General features: G+C 71.1%; 29 protein-coding genes. 21 read left to right on the top strand and 8 right to left on the bottom strand.

Going from position 1 to position 23,104, the window contains the following annotated elements:
* Positions 1-166: 166 nt before the first annotated feature.
* From AC060L_RS17045 to AC060L_RS17070, 6 genes are all read right to left on the bottom strand, one after another.
* Positions 167-1,609, bottom strand: coding sequence for a protein kinase domain-containing protein (locus AC060L_RS17045; RefSeq protein ID WP_483799604.1), 1,443 nt, complete (start codon positions 1,607-1,609; stop codon positions 167-169).
* Between the two features lie 128 nt (positions 1,610-1,737).
* Positions 1,738-2,358, bottom strand: coding sequence for an HAD-IA family hydrolase (locus AC060L_RS17050; RefSeq protein ID WP_483799605.1), 621 nt, complete (start codon positions 2,356-2,358; stop codon positions 1,738-1,740).
* A complete protein-coding gene (locus tag AC060L_RS17055) occupies positions 2,355-3,893 on the bottom strand; it encodes a helix-turn-helix domain-containing protein (protein WP_483799606.1) in 1,539 nt (512 codons plus the stop codon). The genes AC060L_RS17050 and AC060L_RS17055 overlap by 4 nt, the downstream gene beginning before the upstream one ends.
* A gap of 188 nt (positions 3,894-4,081) precedes the next feature.
* Complete coding sequence (locus tag AC060L_RS17060) at positions 4,082-4,285, bottom strand: hypothetical protein (RefSeq protein WP_483799607.1); 204 nt, start codon at positions 4,283-4,285, stop codon at positions 4,082-4,084.
* Positions 4,282-4,605 carry a hypothetical protein gene (locus tag AC060L_RS17065; protein WP_483799608.1) on the bottom strand — a complete coding sequence of 108 codons (324 nt, stop codon included), beginning with the start codon at positions 4,603-4,605 and terminating at the stop codon, positions 4,282-4,284. Before AC060L_RS17065 ends, AC060L_RS17060 begins: the two co-directional genes overlap by 4 nt.
* On the bottom strand, positions 4,586-4,816 hold the full coding sequence (locus AC060L_RS17070; RefSeq protein ID WP_483799609.1) for a hypothetical protein: 231 nt from the start codon (positions 4,814-4,816) through the stop codon (positions 4,586-4,588). The genes AC060L_RS17065 and AC060L_RS17070 overlap by 20 nt, the downstream gene beginning before the upstream one ends.
* 291 nt (positions 4,817-5,107) lie before the next feature.
* On the opposite strand from AC060L_RS17070, the gene AC060L_RS17075 reads away from it, so the two are divergent.
* The 3 genes from AC060L_RS17075 to AC060L_RS17085 are packed head-to-tail and all read left to right on the top strand — an operon-like array spanning position 5,108 to position 6,776.
* A complete protein-coding gene (locus AC060L_RS17075) occupies positions 5,108-5,962 on the top strand; it encodes a helix-turn-helix domain-containing protein (RefSeq protein WP_483799610.1) in 855 nt (284 codons plus the stop codon).
* 29 nt (positions 5,963-5,991) lie between these two features.
* Complete coding sequence (locus AC060L_RS17080) at positions 5,992-6,171, top strand: DUF397 domain-containing protein (protein ID WP_483799741.1); 180 nt, start codon at positions 5,992-5,994, stop codon at positions 6,169-6,171.
* The gene (locus tag AC060L_RS17085; protein ID WP_483799611.1) at positions 6,123-6,776 is read left to right on the top strand and encodes a CYTH domain-containing protein; all 654 of its coding nucleotides are present in this window, start codon (positions 6,123-6,125) and stop codon (positions 6,774-6,776) included. The genes AC060L_RS17080 and AC060L_RS17085 overlap by 49 nt, the downstream gene beginning before the upstream one ends.
* Here AC060L_RS17085 and AC060L_RS17090 read toward each other — a convergent pair.
* Entirely contained in the window at positions 6,694-8,493 is a 1,800-nt protein-coding gene (locus AC060L_RS17090) for an oxidoreductase (RefSeq protein ID WP_483799612.1), read from the bottom strand. The two genes, AC060L_RS17085 and AC060L_RS17090, sit on opposite strands and share 83 nt — an antisense overlap.
* Before the next feature lie 145 nt (positions 8,494-8,638).
* On the opposite strand from AC060L_RS17090, the gene hisD reads away from it, so the two are divergent.
* From hisD to hisF, 8 genes are read left to right on the top strand one after another with little or no spacing between them, the layout of a single operon-like run.
* On the top strand, positions 8,639-9,946 hold the full coding sequence (hisD, locus tag AC060L_RS17095; protein ID WP_483799613.1) for a histidinol dehydrogenase: 1,308 nt from the start codon (positions 8,639-8,641) through the stop codon (positions 9,944-9,946).
* Entirely contained in the window at positions 9,943-11,040 is a 1,098-nt protein-coding gene (locus AC060L_RS17100) for a histidinol-phosphate transaminase (RefSeq protein WP_483799614.1), read from the top strand. The genes hisD and AC060L_RS17100 overlap by 4 nt, the downstream gene beginning before the upstream one ends.
* A 7-nt stretch (positions 11,041-11,047) precedes the next feature.
* Complete coding sequence (hisB, locus tag AC060L_RS17105) at positions 11,048-11,641, top strand: imidazoleglycerol-phosphate dehydratase HisB (protein ID WP_483799615.1); 594 nt, start codon at positions 11,048-11,050, stop codon at positions 11,639-11,641.
* Positions 11,638-11,787 carry a hypothetical protein gene (locus AC060L_RS17110; protein WP_483799616.1) on the top strand — a complete coding sequence of 50 codons (150 nt, stop codon included), beginning with the start codon at positions 11,638-11,640 and terminating at the stop codon, positions 11,785-11,787. The genes hisB and AC060L_RS17110 overlap by 4 nt, the downstream gene beginning before the upstream one ends.
* 16 nt (positions 11,788-11,803) lie before the next feature.
* Complete coding sequence (gene hisH, locus AC060L_RS17115; RefSeq protein ID WP_483799617.1) at positions 11,804-12,439, top strand: imidazole glycerol phosphate synthase subunit HisH; 636 nt, start codon at positions 11,804-11,806, stop codon at positions 12,437-12,439.
* Positions 12,440-12,468: 29 nt separating this feature from the next.
* On the top strand, positions 12,469-13,194 hold the full coding sequence (priA, locus tag AC060L_RS17120; protein ID WP_483799618.1) for a bifunctional 1-(5-phosphoribosyl)-5-((5-phosphoribosylamino)methylideneamino)imidazole-4-carboxamide isomerase/phosphoribosylanthranilate isomerase PriA: 726 nt from the start codon (positions 12,469-12,471) through the stop codon (positions 13,192-13,194).
* A gap of 14 nt (positions 13,195-13,208) precedes the next feature.
* Positions 13,209-13,637 carry a RidA family protein gene (locus AC060L_RS17125; RefSeq protein WP_483799619.1) on the top strand — a complete coding sequence of 143 codons (429 nt, stop codon included), beginning with the start codon at positions 13,209-13,211 and terminating at the stop codon, positions 13,635-13,637.
* Positions 13,634-14,404 (top strand): imidazole glycerol phosphate synthase subunit HisF, encoded by a 771-nt coding sequence (gene hisF / locus AC060L_RS17130; RefSeq protein ID WP_483799620.1) that lies wholly within the window; start codon positions 13,634-13,636, stop codon positions 14,402-14,404. Before AC060L_RS17125 ends, hisF begins: the two co-directional genes overlap by 4 nt.
* A gap of 31 nt (positions 14,405-14,435) precedes the next feature.
* Here hisF and AC060L_RS17135 read toward each other — a convergent pair whose 3' ends face one another.
* Positions 14,436-14,999: a hypothetical protein gene (locus tag AC060L_RS17135; RefSeq protein ID WP_483799621.1), complete on the bottom strand. Its 564-nt coding sequence runs from the start codon at positions 14,997-14,999 to the stop codon at positions 14,436-14,438.
* 59 nt (positions 15,000-15,058) lie between these two features.
* Between AC060L_RS17135 and hisI the strand changes: the two genes are divergently transcribed.
* From hisI to trpA, 10 genes are all read left to right on the top strand, one after another.
* A complete protein-coding gene (hisI, locus tag AC060L_RS17140; protein WP_483799622.1) occupies positions 15,059-15,451 on the top strand; it encodes a phosphoribosyl-AMP cyclohydrolase in 393 nt (130 codons plus the stop codon).
* 85 nt (positions 15,452-15,536) lie between these two features.
* Positions 15,537-17,051 (top strand): anthranilate synthase component I, encoded by a 1,515-nt coding sequence (locus AC060L_RS17145; protein WP_483799623.1) that lies wholly within the window; start codon positions 15,537-15,539, stop codon positions 17,049-17,051.
* A gap of 38 nt (positions 17,052-17,089) precedes the next feature.
* Complete coding sequence (locus AC060L_RS17150; RefSeq protein WP_483799624.1) at positions 17,090-17,647, top strand: Uma2 family endonuclease; 558 nt, start codon at positions 17,090-17,092, stop codon at positions 17,645-17,647.
* Between the two features lie 34 nt (positions 17,648-17,681).
* Positions 17,682-18,320, top strand: coding sequence for a TIGR02234 family membrane protein (locus AC060L_RS17155; RefSeq protein WP_483799625.1), 639 nt, complete (start codon positions 17,682-17,684; stop codon positions 18,318-18,320).
* A gap of 235 nt (positions 18,321-18,555) precedes the next feature.
* Positions 18,556-18,834: an HGxxPAAW family protein gene (locus AC060L_RS17160; protein WP_483799626.1), complete on the top strand. Its 279-nt coding sequence runs from the start codon at positions 18,556-18,558 to the stop codon at positions 18,832-18,834.
* A 193-nt stretch (positions 18,835-19,027) separates the two neighbouring features.
* Positions 19,028-19,468 (top strand): DUF2752 domain-containing protein, encoded by a 441-nt coding sequence (locus AC060L_RS17165; RefSeq protein ID WP_483799627.1) that lies wholly within the window; start codon positions 19,028-19,030, stop codon positions 19,466-19,468.
* Between the two features lie 398 nt (positions 19,469-19,866).
* The gene (gene trpC / locus AC060L_RS17170) at positions 19,867-20,673 is read left to right on the top strand and encodes an indole-3-glycerol phosphate synthase TrpC (protein WP_483799628.1); all 807 of its coding nucleotides are present in this window, start codon (positions 19,867-19,869) and stop codon (positions 20,671-20,673) included.
* A 7-nt stretch (positions 20,674-20,680) separates the two neighbouring features.
* Positions 20,681-20,830, top strand: a complete 150-nt coding sequence (gene trpM, locus AC060L_RS17175; protein WP_483799629.1) for a tryptophan biosynthesis modulator TrpM — start codon at positions 20,681-20,683, stop codon at positions 20,828-20,830.
* Between the two features lie 39 nt (positions 20,831-20,869).
* Positions 20,870-22,123 (top strand): tryptophan synthase subunit beta, encoded by a 1,254-nt coding sequence (trpB, locus tag AC060L_RS17180; protein ID WP_483799630.1) that lies wholly within the window; start codon positions 20,870-20,872, stop codon positions 22,121-22,123.
* The gene (trpA, locus tag AC060L_RS17185) at positions 22,120-22,929 is read left to right on the top strand and encodes a tryptophan synthase subunit alpha (RefSeq protein WP_483799631.1); all 810 of its coding nucleotides are present in this window, start codon (positions 22,120-22,122) and stop codon (positions 22,927-22,929) included. Before trpB ends, trpA begins: the two co-directional genes overlap by 4 nt.
* The last annotated feature ends 175 nt before the right edge of the window (positions 22,930-23,104 follow it).

A 23,104-nucleotide genomic window follows, 5' to 3' on the forward strand; every position in this document is an offset into this window, starting at 1 on the left:
GCGCCGGTTCGGCTTGGTCAGCCGCCCCGGGGCCTTGGGGTTCTTCCCCGGGGCGGCTCGGAGACCACAGTGCCGCCCGGCAACGGACCGTATCCGCAAGCGCATTGCGGACCCGCAGCCACGTTGCGGGTCGGTCTAGTCCTCTAGAGAGCGAGTCGCTGCTGACCTAGTCGTTGGGTCGGGCCCGCGTGTACCAGTCGGGAGTGTCATCTGCGGGACGGCTCAAGATCGCGTTGACTGCCTGGAGGAATTCCGACTCACTGTTCTGCACGGATGTTTTGATCTCGGAGAGCGCTTGGGCGAATGCGGCCGACCTGAGCAACACGCTCCAGGTGCCGGACCAGACGAACTCGGCGCTCTCCAAGCCCTGATGGCGGTCGATCACTTGGAGCAAGGCAGCGATCTCAGTCTTGGCGCTTCCCCCTACCGCCCGGATGAAGATCGAAAAGCGAACGCAGGCCCGGCCGGTGTGGTCCGGCGAGAGCAACAGGGTGGCGAACTGGCGGAACCATGGCGAGTCGGGTGCGTAAGGCAGCAGCTTCCTGGCCTCGTCGGCGCCATTGGTCGGATGATGATCGAAAGTCTGACCAAGCATGGTGTCGATGTGCCCATACACGGCGCTGTGCGTGAGGTTGACCTGGTGTTCTGCGTCCTCATGCCGCTGGCGGACTTGTTCCTGCTCGTGCCGGACTTGCCAGGACGGTCGAGTCAGGGCGATCAGCCGCTGACGCAGCTCTGCCACGGAGGTGTCGCCGCGAATCTCGGGCGGGGCTACAAGGCAGGCCCGGAGTTCCTTGGCTACGTCCTCCATCGCCGGGCGGCGGGCTGGCTCCAGTTGCGTGCAGTGAATGATCAGCGCGTCAAGCTCTGACGTCCTTGTGTGGGCAAGCCATGAGCCCAAGCTGTAGTTGCCGCCAGCTTGGTGGGACCCGGGAAGTGGGAACGTCTGACCGGACAGCAGTACCCAAAGCGTCTTGGCCAGTGACCACACATCCGCTGGCCCGTATGCGGCGCTATCAGCTTCGTCGATCATCTCAGGGGCCAGGTAGTGCATCGGCCCGAGCTTGCGGGCGGGCACGGTGATGCTGTCCTTGCCAGGGTAGGTCACCAGGCCGAAATCGCCGATCTCCCACTTTCCATCGCGTTGAAACAGGTTGGCCGGCTTGATGTCACGGTGGCTGACCCCGTTCTCGGCCAACCGTGCGAGCGTCTCAGCGTAGGTCGCGACGGCCTCGATGACCGTCTCCGGCTTTGAGTCCGCGCCGAGAGCCGCGGCCAGGGGGGTCGCAACGGGCATGACGTACCAGCTCGGCTCGGCCGCATCGGGGGCTATCCAGCTGTCGATAAGCGGCAGGACGCCCGGCTCGTCAGAGTAGGCCGTCAGGAACTCCACCTCGTCTGCGAACCGGGCGAGCCGGTCAGGGGCAGGAAGCCTTCCGTTGCGGGCGAAGAAAACCTTGATGGCGTACTGGGTCACATCGCCGTCAGCATGCGCTTTCCACACCACGCCGTTGCCGCCGCTACCGAGCTCCTTGGCCCCAACGAGGTTCCACTTCCCCAGCTTTGATCCCTGGCGCGGTTCCCACGAATCTTCCTTGGTGCTGCCCATGCCTGAAGTCCTCCCCACGGCCCGGTATTTCGCGCCATTGTGCTCCGATCTGGCACCTACCGGCGAGTTCGGAATGGCCACCGGGCGAATGCTGACCAGCGCAGGACAGGGCAGGATGGGCAGCCTTGTCAGGCCAGCTTCAGGCCGAACAGTTCCTCCAGGTGGGACACCGTCGTAGCAGGGTCACTCGCCAGAACCGTGGTGATGCCGAGTTCCTCGGCCGGGGGAAGATTGCGGGCGGTGTCGTCGACGAACACGCACGCCTCGCCGGGCAGGTCCATCAGGTCGAGCATGGTGCGGTAGAGGACCGGATCGGGCTTGCGGGCCTTGTAGTGCTCGGAGATCAGGACGGCGTCGTAGTGTGCGGCCAGCTCGTGGCCCAGGTAGGGATCGCAGGGCTCGGATCCGAGGCTGTTGGAGAAGATCCCGACCTTGATCCCGGCAGCGCGGGCAGCTTGGGCGGCGCCGATCATCGACGGCTCCAGGTGCAGGTCTTCCAGGACACGGCCGAGCAGGTTGGTGCCGTCGATGCCCAGCAGGGCCGCCGTACGCTCGTTCCACTCGGCCTGGGATATCGCCCCGCGCTCCAGGTCCGCGTAGAGGGCGACGCCTTCGGGGTTCTTCGCGATCACCGACAGGAACGTGCCCTCGGGCAGGCCGGCCCGGCGGTCGAACCCCACCGCGCAGGCTGGGACGCTGGTGGTCAGCACCCCGCCGAAGTCGAGGATCAGGCCTGTAAAGCGGGTCATGCGGCACTCCCGGCGGTCTTGAGGAGGGTTCGGGTGTCGATCAGGTGCTCGCCCAACGATCGGACAGCGGCCGTGCGGTGCGGGCGCAGACTGCGGTGCAGCTCGGATACCCGTCGCAGGGTCTCGCGGTGCTGGACCTTCTCCACCAGGGCCAGTGCGGCCTGGCCATCCGCGCACGCGGCCTCGATATTGTTGGCGCCGGCGTAGGCCTCGGCCCGGGAGATGAAGGCGGTGCAGCGGTGGCGCATCATCTCCTCCGGCAGCCGGTCGATCGCCTGGTCAAGGGACGGCAGGGCCTCACGGTATCGGCCCAGGCGGACGAGGTCGCTGCCCTCGTAGGCGTCGGCCTTGGACAGGTCGAACCAGGCGATCCCGCCCCAGCGCTCATCGTCCATCGGGCCGGACAGCACGGTGCGGGCCTCCTGGAGTGAGGCCCCGAAGCCGTGCTCGTCGCCGGTCGAGGCGTACATCTCGGAGGCGACCGCGTGCGTCCAGGCCAGCATCCGCCGTGAGGCCCCGCGTTCGGCGTGGTCCACCGCGGCGAGCGCGTAGTCCAACCCGCTGTCCGGGTCTCCGCCATAGGAGGCGCTGAAGGCCCGGCCGCCCAGGACGAGCGCCAGGAGTTCGAGACTGTCGATCTCCTTGCCGATCTCATAGCCGAGGTCCATGTAGGAGTCGGCCTTCTGGCGGTCGGCCAGGTCCAGCGAGAGCAGGCAGGCCGCCAGGCAGGCCATCTCGGCCATGTGCGTGAGCAGGGAGGCCCGCAGCTCGGCTGGCTGGTCCTTGGGCCGCAGGGACAGCACCAGGTCGATCTGGCTGTGCGCCACCGGCACCAGGGTTGCTGCGGGGAAGCTCTTGTAGGAGCGGCGGTAGAAGGCGCCGTTGGACCGCAGCTCGTCCACGGTCTGGCGGTCCAGCGTGCCCCGGGTCGGCTGTGTCGTCTGGGCCTGGGCATCCGGGGACAGGCCGGCGAGGGCGGTGGTCACGCCAGCGAGGGCGCCGAGGTTGAACGTTCGTCGCAGCACAGCATCTGAGCCTTCCGCATCGGGCCTTGCCGTACGTGCCGAAGCCGGAGAAGGCCGGTGTGATCTGGATGACGGCGCGTCAACTCCCGTCGCCGGGTAACGCACGTCGAACGCTAGTAGATACGGCGTGGCTTCTTCCAATAGCCCGGCCAACTTCTCAGCCGTCACCACGCTGTCGAGCGCGATGGCCCCCCGCTCCACCTGCGACACCCACGACTCCGAGCGTTCGATCAGATCCCCAAGGAAAGCCTGTGGCCACCCCTTCCGCTTGCGAGACTTCGCGATGCGCGCGCCGATCAGCTTGTCGATCTCTGCCACAGGACGACCCCAAGTCCGTGTTCGAGAAACTACCGACGGCAACCGTACGGCTGGATCCGTTCTGTTGACAGGGGAACGCCCCGGGATACCTCGACCGGGCGACCCGATCCGGCGGGGGCTGGCGCCGGAGAAGCCCCCGCTGGGACTTCCGCGCGGCTGGAAGCCCAGCACGCCAGGTGGAAGCGCATTCACACCGCCGGCCGGTCAGACGCAGCGAAGCGGGCGCGGCGCCGCCGGATCGGCCGAAGGTCGATGTCAAAGCGTCCACGTACCTCACGTGACAGAGAAGTCAGGATCACTCTGACCTCGGTGTTGATTGCGTACGGCGGGTCGGGCGGCTCGCCGGGCGGGCGATCCGCCCGTGAGGGCGGGGCCGGGTGTTATGCCGGGGGCTGCCGGTGGCGGCGGAGGGGGTCGCAGCGGGGGCAGGTGCAGGGCGGCCAGAGGTCGGTGATCGGGCGGGAGTAGGGCTCGCCGACCCTGATCCGGGAGGTGGAGACCCGGATCCGCTTGCCGGTGGGGGTGATCCGGTAGACGCGCAGGGTCATGGCGCTGGTGTTGGTGTTCTGTCGGCGGTTGCTCACGGCTCGGTCAGGTCCTCTCGCACAGTGGGCAGTTTGGCCAGCCAAGTGCGCACGGCCGGGTCCCGGGCGACGCGGCCCAGGCAGCGCGCGTGAGCGGCGATGTGGTCGGCGATCGCCTGGAGGGTGCGGGCACTGCACCCGCCGATCTCGACGTGGACCCCGGTGGGGGTGACGGTGATGCGGCCGGCGGCGAGGGAAGCCAGCGGCGGAAGCTCGGACAGCGCCAGGGCGTCCACCATCGAGGTGAAGGCGCGCTCGGCGGCCTGGCGCTGCTCTTGGGTCTCGCGGTCCTCGGGTGGTTCAACGCTGCTGCTGGGCACGGGCGTTCAGTCCCTCGCGGAGGAGTTCGGCCAGGGCGAGCACGACGTCGGGGCGGGCCCGGCCGAGCGTGACGAGGACTTCGCCGGTGATGGTCGGCCAGTCCACCCCGAGGGAGGGGAGGGTGATGCCGGCCTCGCGGAGCACGGCGAGGAGGACGGCGACGGCGGCGGTGGCTTCGCCGTCGGGGGTGGGGGAGGGGGCTGCGGGCATAGTGATCCGACTCCTGGGTGGAAGTGGGTGATTGCTGGGCCCTGCGAGCAGTTGGCAGCTCGCGTTGACATGAAGGGGCGACAGGCAGCCAAGGATGCTGATCACTCATGGCAACCCCTTCGTCACTTTCAGCATGATGGCCTGGCGTGCTAATTTGCAAGTCATTCTGGAAAAAATGAAAACATTCATGTCGAACATGAATTCGCTTTCTTTTGGGTGGGGTTGGCGGTGGCGCGGGCCCTAGCACTGCGGGCAGACTGATCCCCTGACGGTTCAGGAGGGGTGCGCGGCATGGCTGCCAACGATGTGCCGACGGTTCGTCATCGACGCCTTGCGGCCGAGCTTCGCCGCTTGCGCGAGGTCAAGGGATTCTCGGCTGAGGAGGTTGTGAGCCAGATCCCCGGCATGAACCTTCCGAAGCTGAGCCGCTACGAGAACGCGCGTGTTGCCCACCCGAAGGCAGAGGTGGTCAGCGCGCTGCTCGACATCTACGGCTGCGACGACGATCTCAAGAGTGTGCTTCTGCAGATCGTCGAGGAGAAGCCCCGGCGTGGCTGGTGGCAGGGCTACAGCGATGCGCTCAATGTTCTCCATACCGACTTGATCCCGCTGGAGGCAAGTGCTGTCGGCATCAAGACGTACGAGGCATCGTTCATCCCGGGGCTGTTCCAGACGCGGGCGTACACGCAGGCGATCTTGTCCAAGCTGGGGCGCAACCCGGCTGCTATTCCGGCCATGACCGATGTTCGGATCGCGAGGCAGGCCATCCTGACTCGGACGGAGAACCCTGTCGCGATGTGGGCGGTCATCCACGAGTCGGCGCTCTCCACCAGTCTCGGCGGCGGGGTGATGGCTGATCAGCTAGACAAGCTCATCAGCCTGTATGACACCCCGAACGTCAAAATCCAGATCATGGAGTCGTCTGCGCCCCCTCACCCAGGGATGAACGGTGCCTACACTCTCCTGGAGTTCCCGGCACGTGCTCTTGACGTCGTCCTGGCCACTCTGTACGTGGCCAGTCAGTGGGTTGACGATCCGGAGCGCGTAGATCTCTATCGGTCGGGCTTCAACGAGATCATGGCAGCGGCTCTGAACCTCAACGACTCGCTCGCGCTCATCACCGAGAAGAGGAACACGATCAAGTGAGCTACTTTCCCGATGCCTCTACGCTGCCAGTGGCCTGGCAGAAGTCGAGCCGGAGCAACGAGGAGGATGCCTGCGTCGAGTGCGCTGCTCTCTCCGGCCGCATCGCGGTTCGGGACAGCAAGGACCCCGCCGGCCCGGCTCTCCGCTTCTCTCGGCAGGCGTGGGCCGCGTTCGCCGGGGCGGCAGGCAGTGGTGGGCTCTGCGCATGACGGCGGAGCATGTCCGGGCCCGGAAGTACGCGCGGGTTGAGCGGGAGCGGCGGTTTCTGCTGGCTGAGGTGCCAGCCGGGGCCGTCGTCGCCGTGCGGAGGGTGGCCGATCGCTACATCACGGGGACTCGACTGCGGCTGCGGCGGGTTGAGCTTCAGGGTGACGGCAGTTGCGAGTTCAAGCTGACGCAGAAGGTGCCCGCCGAGCGGCCGGGTCCCGTCCAGGGGTTGATCACGAACACGTACCTCTCCAGCGCGGAGTACGACGTCTTCGCCGCGCTCCCCGCCGCCACGCTCACGAAGACGCGGCTGAGCATTCCACCCCTCGGCATCGACGTGTTCGATGCGCCGCTGCACGGGCTGGTGCTGGCCGAGGCCGAGTTCGAGACGGACGAAGAAGCCCGCGCGTTCCAGCCGCCGCCGGGGAGCGTCGCCGAGGTCACCGACGACGTGCGCTTCACCGGCGGCAGGCTCGTCCGCACCGAGCGCAGCGAGCTGCTGCGTTGGCTCGCCGAGTACGGGGTCACCCCCGTTGAAGTACCCGGGTCGCTCCCGTCACCGCCGTGGTTGCCAGCACCCAGCCCGATATCACCAGGACCGCGCTGAACCACTGCCCGAACCCCGCCGGGGCCCAGCCGTCCTGGCCGAGGTTGACGATCGGGAGGACCAGGCTCAGCGAGTACAGGGCGGGGTTCCAGTGTGGGTGTTCGTCGGCCTTCATCGGGGCGGGCTGGTGGCCGGCGAACCACACGGTGCCCAGGATCCAGGCGGCGAGCAGCCAGAGGGCGGCTCGGCCCGGGCGGTAGCCGTAGCCGACGGTGATGTCCTGGAGGCGGTACCAGAGGCGGCCCGGCAGGGGGAGGGTGCGGGCGCGGCGCTGCTGTTTGGCGTAGAGGACGTGGCGGGCGTCGTCGTCGGAGCCGTCCCGGCGCAGGGCGGTGGCGAGTTGCTCGTACGGCTCGGGGTGGAACTTGTCGAGGGCGCCGTCCAGCCAGGCGACGCGCTGCTGGACGCTGTAGTAGACGCCCTCCGGGGGGCGCAGCGAATCGTAGGAGAAGCCGGTGAGGCGGACCTTGTGGTTGCGCGGCCAGGCGTCGGGGGAGTCCACCAGGTTGCCGATCCGGGCGCGGGAGAGTGCGACGGTGCCGGTCGGCGGGGCGCAGGTGAAGCGCAGCTCGGGGGCTTGCAGCCGGCGCATCGAGAGCTCCTGGCCCGGGCCCAGGTGGAACTCGGCGTCGGCGATCAGGCAGGTGGTCTCGAAGCGGGAGTCCTCCAGGTGGACCGAGCCGTAGGCGCGGAACGGGATGCTGCGGGCGCCCATCGGCCGGGCCTCGCCGAAGGCGTGGCCGTACATGCCGCCCGGCTCGCTGCCGAGAGGGGAACGGACCTCAGGGGTGTCACCGCTCTCGCGCTGGACGGGCACGTTCGGGATCGGGGCGGGGCCGATCAGCAGGCCGGAGTCGTTGTTCTGCGGGACGTAGCCTTCGGCCGTCACCCGGGCGTAGCGCGGCCCCGGGTCACTGTGCGGGAGGCTGTACGGCACGCCCTGCCCCGCGCCGTGCACGGTGGTGGGCGGTGTCACCCGGACGGCGGTGGACCAGCCGCTCAGGTAGAACGTGTTCCCGACGCTGATCCGGGCCGCGTTGAAGCAGCTGCTCTGCTTCGGCCGGGCCCGCAGCTCGGCGCCGCGCAGCGAGAGCCGGCCGCCGATCCGGGCGGTGCGCAGGCTCAGGTCGCCGTACGTGGTCAGCCGGTCGGCCTCGAAATCCTGGTGCACGGTGAGGCCGTCGGCGGAGAACGCGCGGTTGAACTGGTCACAGCCGACGATCAGGTAATTCACGATCAGGTCGGTGCCGATCTGCGCGTCGGTCAGCCGCACTCCGGAGGCCACCGCCGAGCGGGCCAGCACCAGGTCACCGGCGCAGGTCAGCCGGGATGCGTCGATCCGGGGGAACCAGCAGCCGTCGAAACGCATGGTGCCGGCCTTGGCCTCGGAGAGCAGCACGCCGGTGTCGAAGCGGCAGCCGCGGAACTCGACGAAGTCGCCGATCTGCCCGCCGGCCAGGTCGAGCCGGCCGGTGACCAGGGCGCCGTTGAGTTTCAGGCCGCGCACGTTGCCGGGGACGGCGCTCGGGCCGGCCAGCAGCAGCCGGGCCAGCACCTGGGCGCGGACCGTGCGTTCGGGCCCCCAGTCGATGGTGCGGGCCGGATCGTCCTGGTCCGGATCGCCCGTGCCGAGGTCGAGCACGTCGCCGCGCCGGAAGTACTCCCAGAGCCGGCGCTCCACCTCGGTCCAGTCCTCCGGCGCCTCGTCCAGGTCCACCCGTGCTCCCCCTCGGTAAATGTTCATTAGTATTCAGAAATGCTCACCGCTGTTCGACGATATGCAGCATTCCTGTGTCTCAGGTTTCGTATCACGGACTGAAATGCGGGACCAGTGATTCCGCGCCTTCCTTACACTTGCCCTTGTGATCTCTCGAATCGACCTCCGCGGCTCCCTCGACGACCCGCGTGACCTGCTGCCCCGTGCCGAGTTCGACGTGGAGGCCGCCCTGGAGAAGGTGCGGCCGATCTGCGAGGACGTACGCCATCGCGGGGTGCCGGCGTTGATCGAGATCACCGAGCGCTTCGACGGCGTCCAGCTGACCACCACCCGGGTGCCGGAGGCGGAGATCACCGCCGCGCTGGAGACCCTGGACCCGGCGGTCCGGGCCGCGCTGGAGGAGTCGATCCGCCGCGCCCGCCTGGTGCACCGCGAGCAGCGCCGCACCGACCACACCACCCAGGTGGTGCCGGGCGGCACGGTCACCGAGCGCTGGGTGCCGGTGGACCGGGTCGGCCTGTACGTGCCGGGTGGCCTGGCGGTCTACCCGTCCTCCGTTGTGATGAACGTGGTGCCGGCGCAGGAGGCCGGCGTCCAGGGCATCGCGGTCACCTCGCCGCCGCAGCGCGACTTCGACGGCAAGGTGCACCCGACGATCCTGGCCGCCTGCGCGCTGCTCGGCGTCACCGAGGTGTACTCGGTCGGCGGCGCCCAGGCGATCGCGATGTTCGCGTACGGCACCGCCGAGTGCGCGCCGGTCAACCTGGTCACCGGCCCCGGCAACATCTACGTCGCCGCCGCCAAGCGGCTGCTCAAGGGCCGGATCGGGATCGACGCCGAGGCGGGCCCGACCGAGATCGCGATCCTGGCCGACGACAGCGCGGTGCCGGCCGAGGTGGCCGCCGACCTGATCAGCCAGGCCGAGCACGACCCGATGGCCGCATCCGTGCTGGTCACCGACTCGCTCGCGCTGGCCGACGCGGTCGATGTCGAGCTGGCCAAGCAGGTGGCCGAGACCAAGCACCGCGAGCGGGTCACCGAGGCGCTGACCGGCCGGCAGTCCGGCACGGTGCTGGTACGTGACATCGAGCAGGGCCTGGCCGTGGTCAACGCGTACGCGGCCGAGCACCTGGAGATCCAGACCCGGGACGCGGCCGCCGTCGCCGCCCGGGTGCGCAACGCGGGCGCCATCTTCGTCGGCCGGTTCGCGCCGGTCTCGCTCGGCGACTACGCGGCCGGCTCCAACCACGTGCTGCCGACCGGGGGCTGCGCCTGCCACTCCTCGGGCCTGTCCGTACAGTCCTTCCTGCGGGGCATCCACGTGATCGACTACGACCGCGAGGCGCTGGCCGACGTCGCCGCGCACGTGGTCAACCTCGCCAACGCCGAGGACCTGCCCGGTCACGGTGATGCCATTCGCGCTCGGTTCGATTGGACGGTCCCCAACTCTTGAAGATCGACGACCTCCCCGTCCGTGACGAGCTGCGCGGACAGTCGCCCTACGGCGCCCCGCAGCTGGACGTCCCGGTCCAGCTGAACACGAACGAGAACCCCTACCAGCTGCCCGAGCCGCTGGTCGCCCGGATCGCCGAGCGGGTCGCCGTCGCGGCCCGCGACCTCAACCGCTACCCGGACCGCGACGCCGTCGAGCTGCGCACCGAGCTGGCCCGCTACCTGACCCGGACCACCGGGCACCCGGTGGCGACCTCCCAGGTCTGGGCCGCGAACGGCTCCAACGAGGTCATCCAGCAGCTGCTGCAGACCTTCGGCGGCCCCGGCCGCAGCGCGTTCGGCTTCGAGCCCTCGTACCAGATGCACGAGCTGATCTCCCGCGGCACCGGCACCCGCTGGATCGCCGGCCCGCGCAACGCCGACTTCACCATCGACGTCGAGCGCGCCGTCGCGGAGCTCGCCGAGCACCGCCCGGACGTGCTCTTCATCTGCTCGCCGAACAACCCGACCGGCACCGCCGTCGAGCGCGACACCGTGCTCGCGCTGTACGACGCCGCGCAGGCGGTCAAGCCGACCGTGGTGATCGTGGACGAGGCGTACGTCGAGTTCTCGCACCGCGCCTCGCTGCTGCCGCTGCTGGACGGGCGCCCGCTGATGGTGGTCACCCGCACCATGTCCAAGGCCTTCGGCGCGGCCGGCCTGCGGCTCGGCTACCTGGCGGCGGACTCCGCCGTGGTGGACGCGGTGCAGCTGGTCCGGCTGCCGTACCACCTCTCGGCCGTCACCCAGGCGACCGCGCTGGCCTGCCTGGAGCACACCGACACGCTGCTCGGCTACGTCCAGCGGCTGAAGGCCGAGCGCGACCGGCTGGTCACCGCGCTGCGCGCGCTGGGCCTGGACGTGACCGACTCGGACTCGAACTTCATCCAGTTCGGGACCTTCGCGGACCCGCACGCCGTCTGGCAGGCGATCCTGGACCGCGGCGTGCTGGTCCGTGACAACGGCGTCCCCGGGCGCCTGCGCGTCACCGCCGGCACCCCCGCCGAGAACGACGCGTTCCTGGACGCCGTCGCCACCGTGATCAAGGAGCTGTAACCCCGTTATGACCCGCATCGGGCGCGTGGAGCGCGCCACCAAGGAGACCACGGTCCTGGTCGAGATCGATCTCGACGGCACCGGGCGGACCGACATCTCCACGGGCGTCGGCTTCTACGACCACATGCTCGACCAGCTCGGCCGCCACGGCCTCTTCGACCTCACCGTGAAGACCGAGGGCGACCTGCACATCGACACCCACCACACGATCGAGGACACCGCGCTCGCGCTCGGCGCCGCCTTCAAGCAGGCGCTGGGCGACAAGGTCGGCATCTACCGGTTCGGCAACTGCACCGTCCCGCTGGACGAGTCGCTGGCCCAGGTGACGGTCGACCTCTCCGGCCGCCCGTACCTGGTGCACACCGAGCCCGAGAACATGGCGCCGATGATCGGCAGCTACGACGTGACGATGACCCGGCACATCCTGGAGTCCTTCGTCGCGCAGGCACAGATAGCCCTGCACGTGCACGTGCCCTACGGACGCAACGCGCACCACATCGTGGAGTGCCAGTTCAAGGCGCTGGCCCGGGCGCTGCGCTACGCCGCGGAGTTCGACCCGCGCGCGGCCGGCATCCTCCCCTCCACGAAGGGCGCACTGTGAGCAAGGCGACGCTGTTGATCGTGGCCGGCCTCTTCCTCGGCGGCGGGGTGTACTCGTTCTGGAAGCAGAAGCTGCCCAAGGGCGTCATCGCCGTGCTCGCCATCGGTTCGGTGCTGTGCCTGGCGGCCGGCATCATGCGCCTCTAACCCCAGGAGAAGCCCGATGGGCAAGAACGTCGTGGTCTTCGACTACGGATCAGGCAACCTCCGCTCCGCGCAGCGGGCGGTGGAGCGCACCGGCGCGAACGTGACGGTGACCTCGAACTTCCAGCAGGCGATGGACGCGGACGGCCTGCTGGTCCCGGGTGTCGGCGCCTTCGAGGCGTGCATGCGCGGGCTGAAGGCGGTGCGCGGCGAGCAGATCATCGGCCGCCGCCTCGCCGGCGGCCGTCCGGTGCTGGGGATCTGCGTCGGCATGCAGATCCTCTTCGAGCGCGGGGTCGAGCACGGGGTGGAGACCGCGGGCTGCGACGAGTGGCCCGGCACGGTCGAGCCGCTGGACGCGCCGGTGGTCCCGCACATGGGCTGGAACACCGTCGAGGCGCCGGCCGGCAGCCGGCTGTTCGCGGGTCTGGACCCGGAGACGCGCTTCTACTTCGTGCACTCCTACGGCGTGCGCCGCTGGGAGCTGGAGGTCACCAACGAGCGGATCAACGCGCCGCTGGTGACCTGGGCCACCCACGGGCAGCCGTTCGTCGCGGCCGTGGAGAACGGCCCGCTCTGGGCCACCCAGTTCCACCCCGAGAAGTCCGGCGACGCCGGCGCCGCCCTGCTGACCAACTGGGTCAACACCCTCTAGTCCTGCTAGCCCTGCGAAGGTTGTAAGCGATGACCCGCCTCGAACTCCTCCCCGCCGTCGACGTCCGCGACGGTCAGGCCGTCCGCCTGGTCAAGGGCGCCTCCGGCACCGAGACCTCCTTCGGTGAGCCGCTCGCCGCCGCGCTGGCCTGGCAGAACGCCGGCGCCGAGTGGCTGCACCTGGTCGACCTGGACGCGGCCTTCGGCACCGGCTCCAACCGCGAGCTGCTGCGCGAGGTCACCGGCCGGCTCGACATCAAGGTCGAGCTGTCCGGCGGCATCCGCGACGACGAGTCGCTCGCCGCCGCGCTCGCCACCGGCTGCACCCGGGTCAACCTGGGCACCGCCGCCCTGGAGGCCCCGGAGTGGGTCGCCAAGGTGATCGCCGAGCACGGCGACAAGATCGCGGTCGGCCTGGACGTGGTCGGCACCACGCTGCGCGGCCGCGGCTGGACCAAGGACGGCGGCGACCTGTACGAGGTGCTGACCCGGCTCGACGCCGAGGGCTGCGCCCGCTACGTGGTCACCGACGTCAACCGGGACGGCACCCTGACCGGCCCCAACCTGCAGCTGCTGCGCGACGTCTGCGCGCGCACCGACAAGCCCGTGGTCGCCTCCGGCGGGGTCTCCTCGCTCGACGACCTGCGCGCGATCGCCACCCTGGTGCCGGAAGGTGTCGAGGGCTCGATTGTGGGCAAGGCCCTCTACGAGCAGAAGTTCACCCTCGAAGAGGCCCTGGAGGCTGTGTCCAAGTGACGGACCGTCGGATCGTGCGGGGCCGAGTTGCCGGATTCTCCCCCTGGGAGGACGAGTTCGGCTACTCGCGGGCGGTGGCGGCCGGCGACTACGTCCATGTCGCGGGCTCCACCGCATGGGTGGGCGGGCGGATCGAGGGGGAGGGCGACCCGTACCGGCAGACCCTGGCCGCCTTCACCGTCGGCCTGGACGCCCTTGCCGTGTACGGTCTGACGGCTGCGGACGTGATCCGCACCCGGATGTACATCACCCACGTCCGGGACGCCGACGAGGTCGGACGCGCGCACAAGGAGCTCTTCGGCGCCGTCCGCCCGGTCGCCACCATGGTCGTGGTGGACGGCCTGATCGACTCCCGGATGATGGTCGAGATCGAGCTCGACGCGCACCGCGTCGGCCTCGCGAACTCCCTCGACTCGAACTCCCCGGAAGGCACCAGTACATGACCCTCGCGGTCCGAGTAATCCCCTGCCTGGACGTCGACGCGGGCCGGGTGGTCAAGGGCGTCAACTTCCAGAACCTGCGCGACGCCGGCGACCCGGTCGAGCTCGCCAAGCTCTACGACGCCCAGGGCGCCGACGAGTTGACGTTCCTGGACATCACCGCCTCGTCCGGCGACCGGGAGACCACCTACGACGTGGTGCGCCGCACCGCCGAGCAGGTCTTCATCCCGCTGACGGTGGGCGGCGGCGTGCGGGCGGTCGAGGACGTCGACCGGCTGCTGCGGGCCGGCGCCGACAAGGTCGGCGTGAACACCGCCGCGATCGCCCGCCCGGAGCTGATCCGGGAGATCGCCGAGCGGTTCGGCCGCCAGGTGCTGGTGCTCTCGGTGGACGCCCGGCGCTGCCCGCCCGGCACCGAGACCGCCTCCGGCTGGGAGGTCACCACGCACGGCGGGCGGCGCGGCACCGGCCTGGACGCCGTCGAGTGGGCCGCCCGGGCCGCCGAGTCGGGCGCGGGTGAGATCCTGCTCAACTCGATGGACGCGGACGGCACCAAGGACGGCTACGACCTGGCGATGATCCGCGCGGTGCGCGAGCGGGTCGGCGTGCCGGTGATCGCCTCCGGCGGGGCCGGCAAGCTCGCCGACTTCGCGCCGGCCGTCGAGGCCGGCGCGGACGCAGTGCTGGCCGCCTCGGTGTTCCACTTCGGCGACCTGCTGATCGGCGACGTCAAGGACGCGCTGCGCGAGGCCGGCCACCCGGTCCGCTGAGCCTCGGCCGGTAGCTTGCCGTGACGGCGCGTCAGTACTGCAGCGGGCCGGTCAGTTTCGGCCCGCCCTTGGTCTGCGTGGCGGCCACCACGCAGGTGACGTCCCGCAGGCCCTGCTGGTACTGCTGGGCCGGCGGGCCGGTCGGCAGGCTGTAGTACACCTGGCCGCCCTGCTTCGCCTCGACACCGGCCAGCGCCGGCGCGCAGGCCTTCAGCATCGCCACGCCGATCTGCGTGTCCCGGGTCAGCCCGTCCGGCAGCGTGGGGTTGGCGACCGCCTCGGCGTCGTGCGGCTGGGTGCACGGGACGGCCTGCTGCTGGGTGACGGCCGCGTCCAACTGCGGGTGGTCCAGGCAGGTCCCGGCCGGGAAGTACGGGTACGGCAGCACCTTCGTCGGGCTGGGCGAGGGTGACGGGGGCGGTGTCGGGGACGCGGACGGCGTGGGTGTGGGCGAGGCGCTGGGCACGGGCGGCGGCGCGGCGACCGGCTTCTTGGAGCCGGGCAGCAGCAGCGCCGCCACGAGCGCGACGGCGGCCACCAGCAGCACGACGAGGAACGCGATCAACCGGCCGGTCCGGCGCGGGGGCTGGGTCATGGGCACCAGAATCGCGCAGCTCGACCCGGCATGTAGCCGCTTTCCGCGATAATGTCCGCATGTCCTCCGCAACGCCGTCCGTGCCCGCCGTGCCCGCAGCCGCCGGCAGTACCGCCCTCGATCCCGCGATCGCCGCCCGCCTCAAGCGCACCCCCGACGGCCTGGTGCCGGCGATCGCGCAGCAGTACGACACCGGCGAGGTGCTGATGCTCGGCTGGATGGACGACGAGGCGCTGCACCGCACGCTGACCACCGGCCGCTGCACGTACTGGAGCCGCAGCCGCAACGAGTACTGGGTGAAGGGCGACACCTCGGGTCACGTGCAGCACGTCAAGTCGGTCGCGCTGGACTGCGACGGCGACACGCTGCTGGTCCGGGTGGACCAGACCGGCGCGGCCTGCCACACCGGCGCCCGCACCTGCTTCGACGAAGACGTCCTGCTGGCCGGCTGAACGGCCACGTCGGCTGAACGGCCGCGCCCGGCAACACAAAGCTGCAGTCCTCCAACGCCCTGACTGAGAGATCGGTGCCCGTTTCATGGACCTCGAGGCCTTCCGCAAGCTCGCCGTAGACACCCGGGTCATCCCGGTCACCCGCCGGCTCCTGGCGGACGGCCTGACGCCGGTCGGCCTCTACCGCTCCCTCGCGGCCGAGCGTCCGGGGACCTTCCTGCTGGAGTCGGCCGAGCAGGGCCGCAGCTGGTCCCGCTACTCCTTCGTCGGCGTGCGCAGCGCCGCCACGCTGACCGCCGACCCGGACGGCTCGGCCCGCTGGCACGGCACCCCGCCGGTCGGCCTGCCGCGCACCGGCGACCCGCTGGAGGTGCTGCGGGCGAGCGTCCAGGCGCTGCACACCCCGCGCTCGGACGAGGACCTGCCGCCGCTGACCGGTGGTCTGGTCGGCTACCTGGGCTACGACATCGTCCGCCGGCTGGAGAAGCTGCCGAACCGCACGCCGGACGACCTGAAGCTGCCCGAGCTCACCATGATGCTGGCCACCGACCTGGCCGTGCTCGACCACGTGGACGGCACCGTGCTGCTGATCGCCAACGCGGTCAACCACAACGACCGGGCCAGCGGCGTCGACGAGGCCTACGCGGACGCGGTGGCCCGGCTCGACGCGATGCAGGCCGAGCTGCTCAAGCCGGTCGATCCGGGGCTGGCCACCTTCACGCCGACCGCCGCCGAGGCGCGTTCGGCCTTCGGCGGCGCGCCCTACCGGGCCGCGGTCGAGGAGGTCAAGGAGCGGATCCGGGCGGGCGAGGCGTTCCAGGTGGTCCCCTCGCAGCGGTTCGAGGCGCCGTGCCCGGCCTCCGCGCTCGACGTCTACCGCGTGCTGCGCGCCACCAACCCGAGCCCGTACATGTACCTCTTCCGGTTCCCCGGCCCCGACGGCGAGGCGGACGGCGGCTTCGACGTGGTCGGCTCCAGCCCGGAGGCGCTGGTCAAGGTGACGGAGGGTCAGGCGATGGTGCACCCGATCGCCGGCACCCGGCACCGCGGCGCGACCCCGCAGGAGGACGCCGAGCTGGCCGCCGAACTGCTCGCCGATCCCAAGGAGCGGGCCGAGCACCTGATGCTGGTCGACCTCGGCCGCAACGACCTGGGCCGGGTCTGCACGCCGGGCAGCGTCGAGGTGGTCGACTTCATGTCGGTCGAGCGCTACAGCCACGTGATGCACATCGTCTCCACGGTCACCGGCGCGGTCGCCGCCGGGCGCACCGCGTTCGACGTGCTGACCGCCTGTTTCCCGGCCGGCACGCTGTCGGGCGCCCCGAAGCCGCGCGCGATGCAGATCATCGAGGAGCTGGAGCCCACCCGCCGCGGCCTCTACGGCGGCTGCGTCGGCTACCTGGACTTCGCCGGCGACGCCGACACCGCCATCGCGATCCGCACCGCCGTCCTGCGCGACGGCACCGCCTACGTCCAGGCCGGCGCGGGCGTGGTCGCCGACTCCGACCCGGCGAGCGAGGACCAGGAGTGCCGCAACAAGGCGGCCGCGGTGCTGCGCGCGGTCGCCACGGCGAACACGCTCCGCGCGCCGGTATCGTGATGAGTAGTGGGGTCGCAACTCTCAGGGAGGCGTCGGTCATGACCGCGATGAGCACGGAGAGCGCCTGGGACGTGTTGGAGGGCGTCAACCTCCCGCGCGGCTATCGGGTGGAAATCACGGACGGGAAGATCACTATGACCCCTCAGGGGTTGGCTCAGATGAGGGTCATCTTCAGGCTCGCTCGCCAGATCGAGGACCAGCTGGCAGAAGAGGACTACATCTCGGACGTCATGGTGGACTTTCCATCCACGCGTTTCGGCTATGCACCCGACATGGCGATCCTGACCCAGGGTGCTGCGCCCAACAGCCGTGGTCACTACGAGTGGCACGACCTCGAAGCCGTCCTGGAGGTCGTGTCCAAGTCCAGCCAGGACAATGACTTCATCAAGAAGCTCCGCCTCTACGCGGAGTGCGACATCTCGCGCTACGTCGTCATCGACCCCTCGACCGGGCTCTGCACCGTCCACAGCTCGCCGCAGCACAGCGGCGTCTACGCGGAGACCGAGCAGGTCCCGTTCGGCGAGAACCTGGTGCTGCCGCTGGACGGCCGGGAGATCGTGATCGACACCAAGGGGTTCCCGCGGGAGACCCGGTGACCGGCGCCTGGGGGTGTCGGGGGATAGTGGACGGGTGACCGCTATCCCCGCTCCCCGTCCCTCGTCCGGCCCCTCACCCGAGCAGCGTGCCGCCTCCCGGCGCAGCCTGGTGCTGATGCTGCTGCTCACCGTGCTCGGCGCCACGCTGGTGCTGTTGTCGGTCGGGCGGACCTGGGCGCAGGGGCAGGTCGGGGGCCAGATGGGGGTGACCGCGACCGGGAGCGAGATCTCGGGGGCGCCGAGTGCGCTGGCGCTGGTCGGCCTCGCTTCGGCGGTGGCGATCTTCGCGGTGCGCGGGGCCGGGCGGTACGCGGTCGGTGCGCTGGTGCTGGCGGCCGGGCTGGGGGCGGCCACGGCGGCCGGGCTCGGCGCGATGGACACCGTGGCGCTGGATGCGGCGGCGGCCAAGAAGCTCGCGCTGGTCGGCACCACCGCCTCGCAGGTCTCGCACACGGTGTGGCCCTGGCTGGCGTTGCTCGGCGGCCTGCTGGTGGCCGGTGGCGGGCTGCTGACGCTGATGCACGGGCGGTCCTGGCCGACCATGGGCACCCGCTACGACGCACCGGCCGGCGGCGCCGAGTCCGGGCGTCGTAAGAGTGCCGAGCCGGCCCGGGAGACCCCGGCGGACCTGTGGAAGGCGCTGGACCGCGGCGAGGACCCGACGGCCGGCTGAGCCTGGTGGGGCCATCGAGCCTGTTGAGGCCCGCTGAGGCCGTTCGAGGCCCTCGGTCGCACGTCCCGTCCGGCCGAACGTCAAACAGTGACCGTCCTCACCCGGACCCGCCTTTGGGGCGTCCGGTGGCGTCCGCAACAATGGACGGTGACTATCCGCCGAGGCCGGCCGGGACGAGCTCCCGAAGGGCCTGGCCGGATCCCCGGTAGGACCGCAGAACCAAGGAGTACCCCAGATGTCGTCTCAGGCACACGGACACACGCCCGCGGCGTGGACCGGCACGGTCATCGCGTTCGTCGGCTTCTGCATCGCCGGTGTGGCCATGATCATGGCCTCGCCGATCCTCGTGATCGCCGGTCTGGTCGTCGTCGTGGCCGCCGGCGTGGTCGGCAAGGCCATGCAGATGGCCGGTATGGGCAAGAAGGCCGACCCGGCCGTCGCCGCGTACCGCGCCGAGGCCGCCGCCAACGCGGCCGCCGCCCGTGAGACCGTGACGGCCGGCGCGACGGTCTGACCCCGCCGCCGCCCGCCAGCTTGCCCCGCGGACCGGGGCGCCCGACTCCGGCAGTCGGGCGCCCCGGTCCGCGCGCGTTTCCGCGCGTGTTTCCGCGCCCGGACCCGTGCAGGAGCGCACCGGAGCCGACGCGCGCCGTACACCCACCCGGCCCAGCGCACGCGCGGCCCGCAGGAGCGGCAGAATCAGCGGCGTGACCGCCTCCAGTACCCCGGTCGGCCCGCCCGGCCCGGCGCGCCGCCTCGCCCGCCCGTTCGCCGCGCTGGCCGCCGTCGCGCTGCCGACCGGCTACGTCGCCACCGTGGACCCGAACGCCCCGGGGCACTATCCGACCTGCCCGTTCCTGCAGGCCACCGGCTGGTGGTGCCCGGGCTGCGGGGGCTTGCGCTGCGTGCACGCGCTGACCCGCGGCGACCTCACTGCCGCCTGCCACGACAACCTGCTCGCGGTGCTGCTCTTCGGCGTGCTCGGCGTGCTCTGGCTGCGCTGGACCTGGGCCGCGCTCACCGCGAGCCGTCCGCCGGTGCTCACCCTGACCCGCGGCCGGACGGCTGTGCTGCTCCTCGTGGTGCTCGCCTTCACGGTGCTGCGCAACCTGCCGGCGGGGGCCGGGCTGGCACCGCCGCTCGTCTAGGGCCCGTCCGGGTCGGCTAGGGCCTGTCCGGGCCGGCGCCTGCCCGGCCGCTCCTCCGATCGCGCTCGTCCGACACTCGTCCGGGCCTTGATCGTCGCGGCACTTCGCCGCAGGTCCACGAACCGGCCGGGCGCAGGTCAGGCGCCCGGCGCGAAGTCCGCTCCGCGAGACGCGCGCCGAGCGGATGCGCCCCGTGCGCCCCGGTGCCGATACCATCGAGAAGCCGAACGAGGGCGCGCCGAATCGATCGGCACCGCCCCGCTGATCGGCTCATCCGGCTGGTAGATCGACTGGGGGAACCGCGTGAGCGAGCAGACAGCCGGGGGCTGCGCGTTGCGCGACGAGCCGGCCGGGCGCTCGGGGCTGCCCCGGGCGACGGCCGTGGAAGAGGTAAGCGCATGAGTGTGCTCGACGACATCATCGACGGGGTCAAGGCGGACCTCGCGGAGCGGCAGGCCCGGGTCTCGCTGGACGAGCTCAAGGACCTGGCCGCCAAGGCCCCCGACGCGAAGGACGGCGTGGCCGCGCTGCGCGGTGAGGGCGTGCGGGTGATCTGCGAGGTCAAGCGCTCCAGCCCGTCCAAGGGCGCGCTGGCCGCGATCGCCGACCCGGCCGCACTCGCGGTGGACTACGCGGCCGGCGGCGCCGCCGCGATCAGCGTGCTGACCGAACAGCGCCGGTTCGGCGGCTCGCTCGCCGACCTGGACGCCGTCCGGGCCGCCGTCGACACGCCGCTGCTGCGCAAGGACTTCATCGTCACCGCCTACCAGCTCTGGGAGGCACGTGCGCACGGCGCCGACCTCGCGCTGCTGATCGTCGCGGCGCTGGAGCAGCCGGCCCTCGTCTCGCTGATCGAGCGGGCCGAGTCGATCGGGCTGACCCCGCTCGTCGAGGTGCACGACGAGGAGGAGATCCGTCGCGCGGTGGACGCCGGCGCCCGGATCATCGGCGTCAATGCGCGCAACCTGAAGACGCTGGAGGTGGACCGCAACACCTTCGGCAACGTGGTGGACACGATCCCGGACGGCGTCGTCAAGGTCGCCGAGTCCGGCGTGCGCGGCCCGCACGACCTGATCGCCTACGCCAACCTGGGCGCGGACGCCGTGCTGGTCGGCGAGTCGCTGGTGACCGGCAAGGACCCGAAGGCGGCCGTCGCCGACCTGGTCGCCGCCGGCGCCCACCCGGCCCTGCGCAACAAGGGCTGACCCCGACATGGCCCTCGCACCCCGCCTCGCGCCCGGCTGCCGCCCGCGCGGCTGCCGCGCGCCCGCGCGCCGGGTGCTGGGCCGTCGGGTGCGGTACGTGATCGGCTGCGAGCCCGGTCAGGTCCCCGGACGTCGATGGCGCCGGACGCACGGCTGAAGCCCGTTCCCGTCCGTTCACCATGACTCAAGGATTCCTGTGTCCGACAATCTGACCGACCCTCAGGTCACCGTCCCCGATGCCCGCGGCTATTTCGGTGCCTACGGCGGCCGCTTCATCCCCGAGGCGCTGGTCGCCGCCGTCGAGCAGGTGGCCGAGGAGTACGAGAAGGCCAAGCACGACCCGGCCTTCGCGGCCGAGCTCGACCTGCTGCTCAAGGACTACACCGGCCGGCCGAGCCCGCTGACCGACGTGCACCGGTTCTCCGCCGAGGCCGGCGGGGCCCGGGTGCTGCTCAAGCGCGAGGACCTCAACCACACCGGCTCGCACAAGATCAACAACGTCCTGGGCCAGGCACTGCTGACCCGCCGGATGGGCAAGACCCGGATCATCGCCGAGACCGGCGCCGGCCAGCACGGCGTGGCGACGGCGACCGCCTGCGCGCTCTTCGGCTTCGACTGCACGATCTACATGGGCGAGGTCGACACCGAGCGCCAGGCGCTCAACGTGGCCCGGATGCGGATGCTCGGCGCCGAGGTGATCGCCGTCAAATCCGGCAGCCGCACGCTCAAGGACGCGATCAACGAGGCGTTCCGCGACTGGGTCGCCAACGTCGACAACACGCACTACCTGTTCGGCACGGTGGCCGGACCCCACCCGTTCCCGGCGATGGTCCGCGACTTCCACCGGGTGATCGGGGTCGAAGCACGCAAGCAGGTCCAGGAGCGGACCGGCCGGCTGCCGGACGCCGTGGTCGCCTGTGTCGGCGGCGGGTCGAACGCGATCGGCATCTTCCACGAGTTCATCCCGGACGCCGGGGTGCGCCTGATCGGCTGCGAGGCCGCCGGCGAGGGCGTCGAGACGCCGCGCCACGCGGCCACCCTGACCAAGGGCGAGCCCGGCGTGCTGCACGGCGCGCGCAGCTACGTGCTGCAGGACGAGGACGGCCAGACCATCGAGAGCCACTCGATCTCGGCCGGTCTGGACTACCCCGGCATCGGGCCCGAGCACGCGTGGCTGAAGGACACCGGCCGGGCCGAGTACCGCCCGGTCACCGACGACGAGGCGATGCAGGCGCTGCGGCTGCTCTCGCGCACCGAGGGCATCATCCCGGCGATCGAGAGCGCGCACGCGCTGGCCGGCGCGCTGGTGCTCGGCCGCGAGCTGGGCCCGGACGCGGTCCTGCTGGTCAACCTGTCCGGCCGCGGCGACAAGGACATGCACACCGCCGCGCAGTACTTCGGCCTCTACGACGACGCCGCGCAGCGCACCACCCAGGGGGAGAACCGATGAACGCCAAGCTCAACGGGATCCTCGCCGCCGCCAAGGCGGAGAACCGCGCCGCACTGGTCGGCTACCTGCCGGCCGGCTTCCCGAGCGTCGAGGGCGGGATCAAGGCGGTGAACGCCCTGATCGAGGGCGGCTGCGACATCGTCGAGGTCGGCCTGCCGCACTCCGACCCGGTGCTGGACGGCCCGACCATCCAGACCGCCGACGACATCGCGCTGCGCGGCGGCGTGAAGATCAAGGACGTGCTGCGCACCGTCCAGGAGGTGGCCGCCGCGCACCCGGCCGCGGCCGTCCTGGTGATGACGTACTGGAACCCGGTGGACCGCTACGGCACCGCACGGTTCGCCGCCGACCTGGCCGCGGCCGGTGGCGCGGGCGTGATCCTGCCGGACCTGCCGGTCGAGGAGTCCGGCGCCTGGCGCGCGGCCGCCGCCGAGCACGGTCTGGACACCGTCTTCGTGGTCGCGCCGAGCAGCCGGGACAAGCGCCTGGCCGAGGTGACCGCGGCCGGCAGCGGCTTCGTCTACGCGGCCGCCGTGATGGGCGTGACCGGCAGCCGCGAGCAGGTCGGCGAGCTCGCCGAGGACCTGGTGGCGCGCACCCGGGCCACCACCGAGCTGCCGGTCTGCGTCGGCCTCGGGGTCTCCACGGCGGCGCAGGCGGCCCAGGTGGCCGGCTTCGCGGACGGCGTGATCGTCGGCTCCGCGTTCGTCCAGCGGATCCTGGACGCGGACGGCGACGAGGCCGCCGCGCTGTCGGCCGTGCGCTCACTCGCGGGCGAGCTCGCGCAGGGCGTCCGCAAGCGCTGACCCGCTCGATCGCCGCATCGCAGCTTCTTCGAACGGCCCGTCACCCCTTCCCGGGTGACGGGCCGTTCTGCTGCGCTGCCCCCGTGCGGGTGAACTCGCGGGGCCCTACGTGTCGTCGGCAGGCCGGGGGCGTTGCAACGGGTGCGGCCCGGGGAACGGATCCGGCGGCCGTGCG

Source organism: Kitasatospora sp. NEAU-69, from assembly GCF_057158765.1.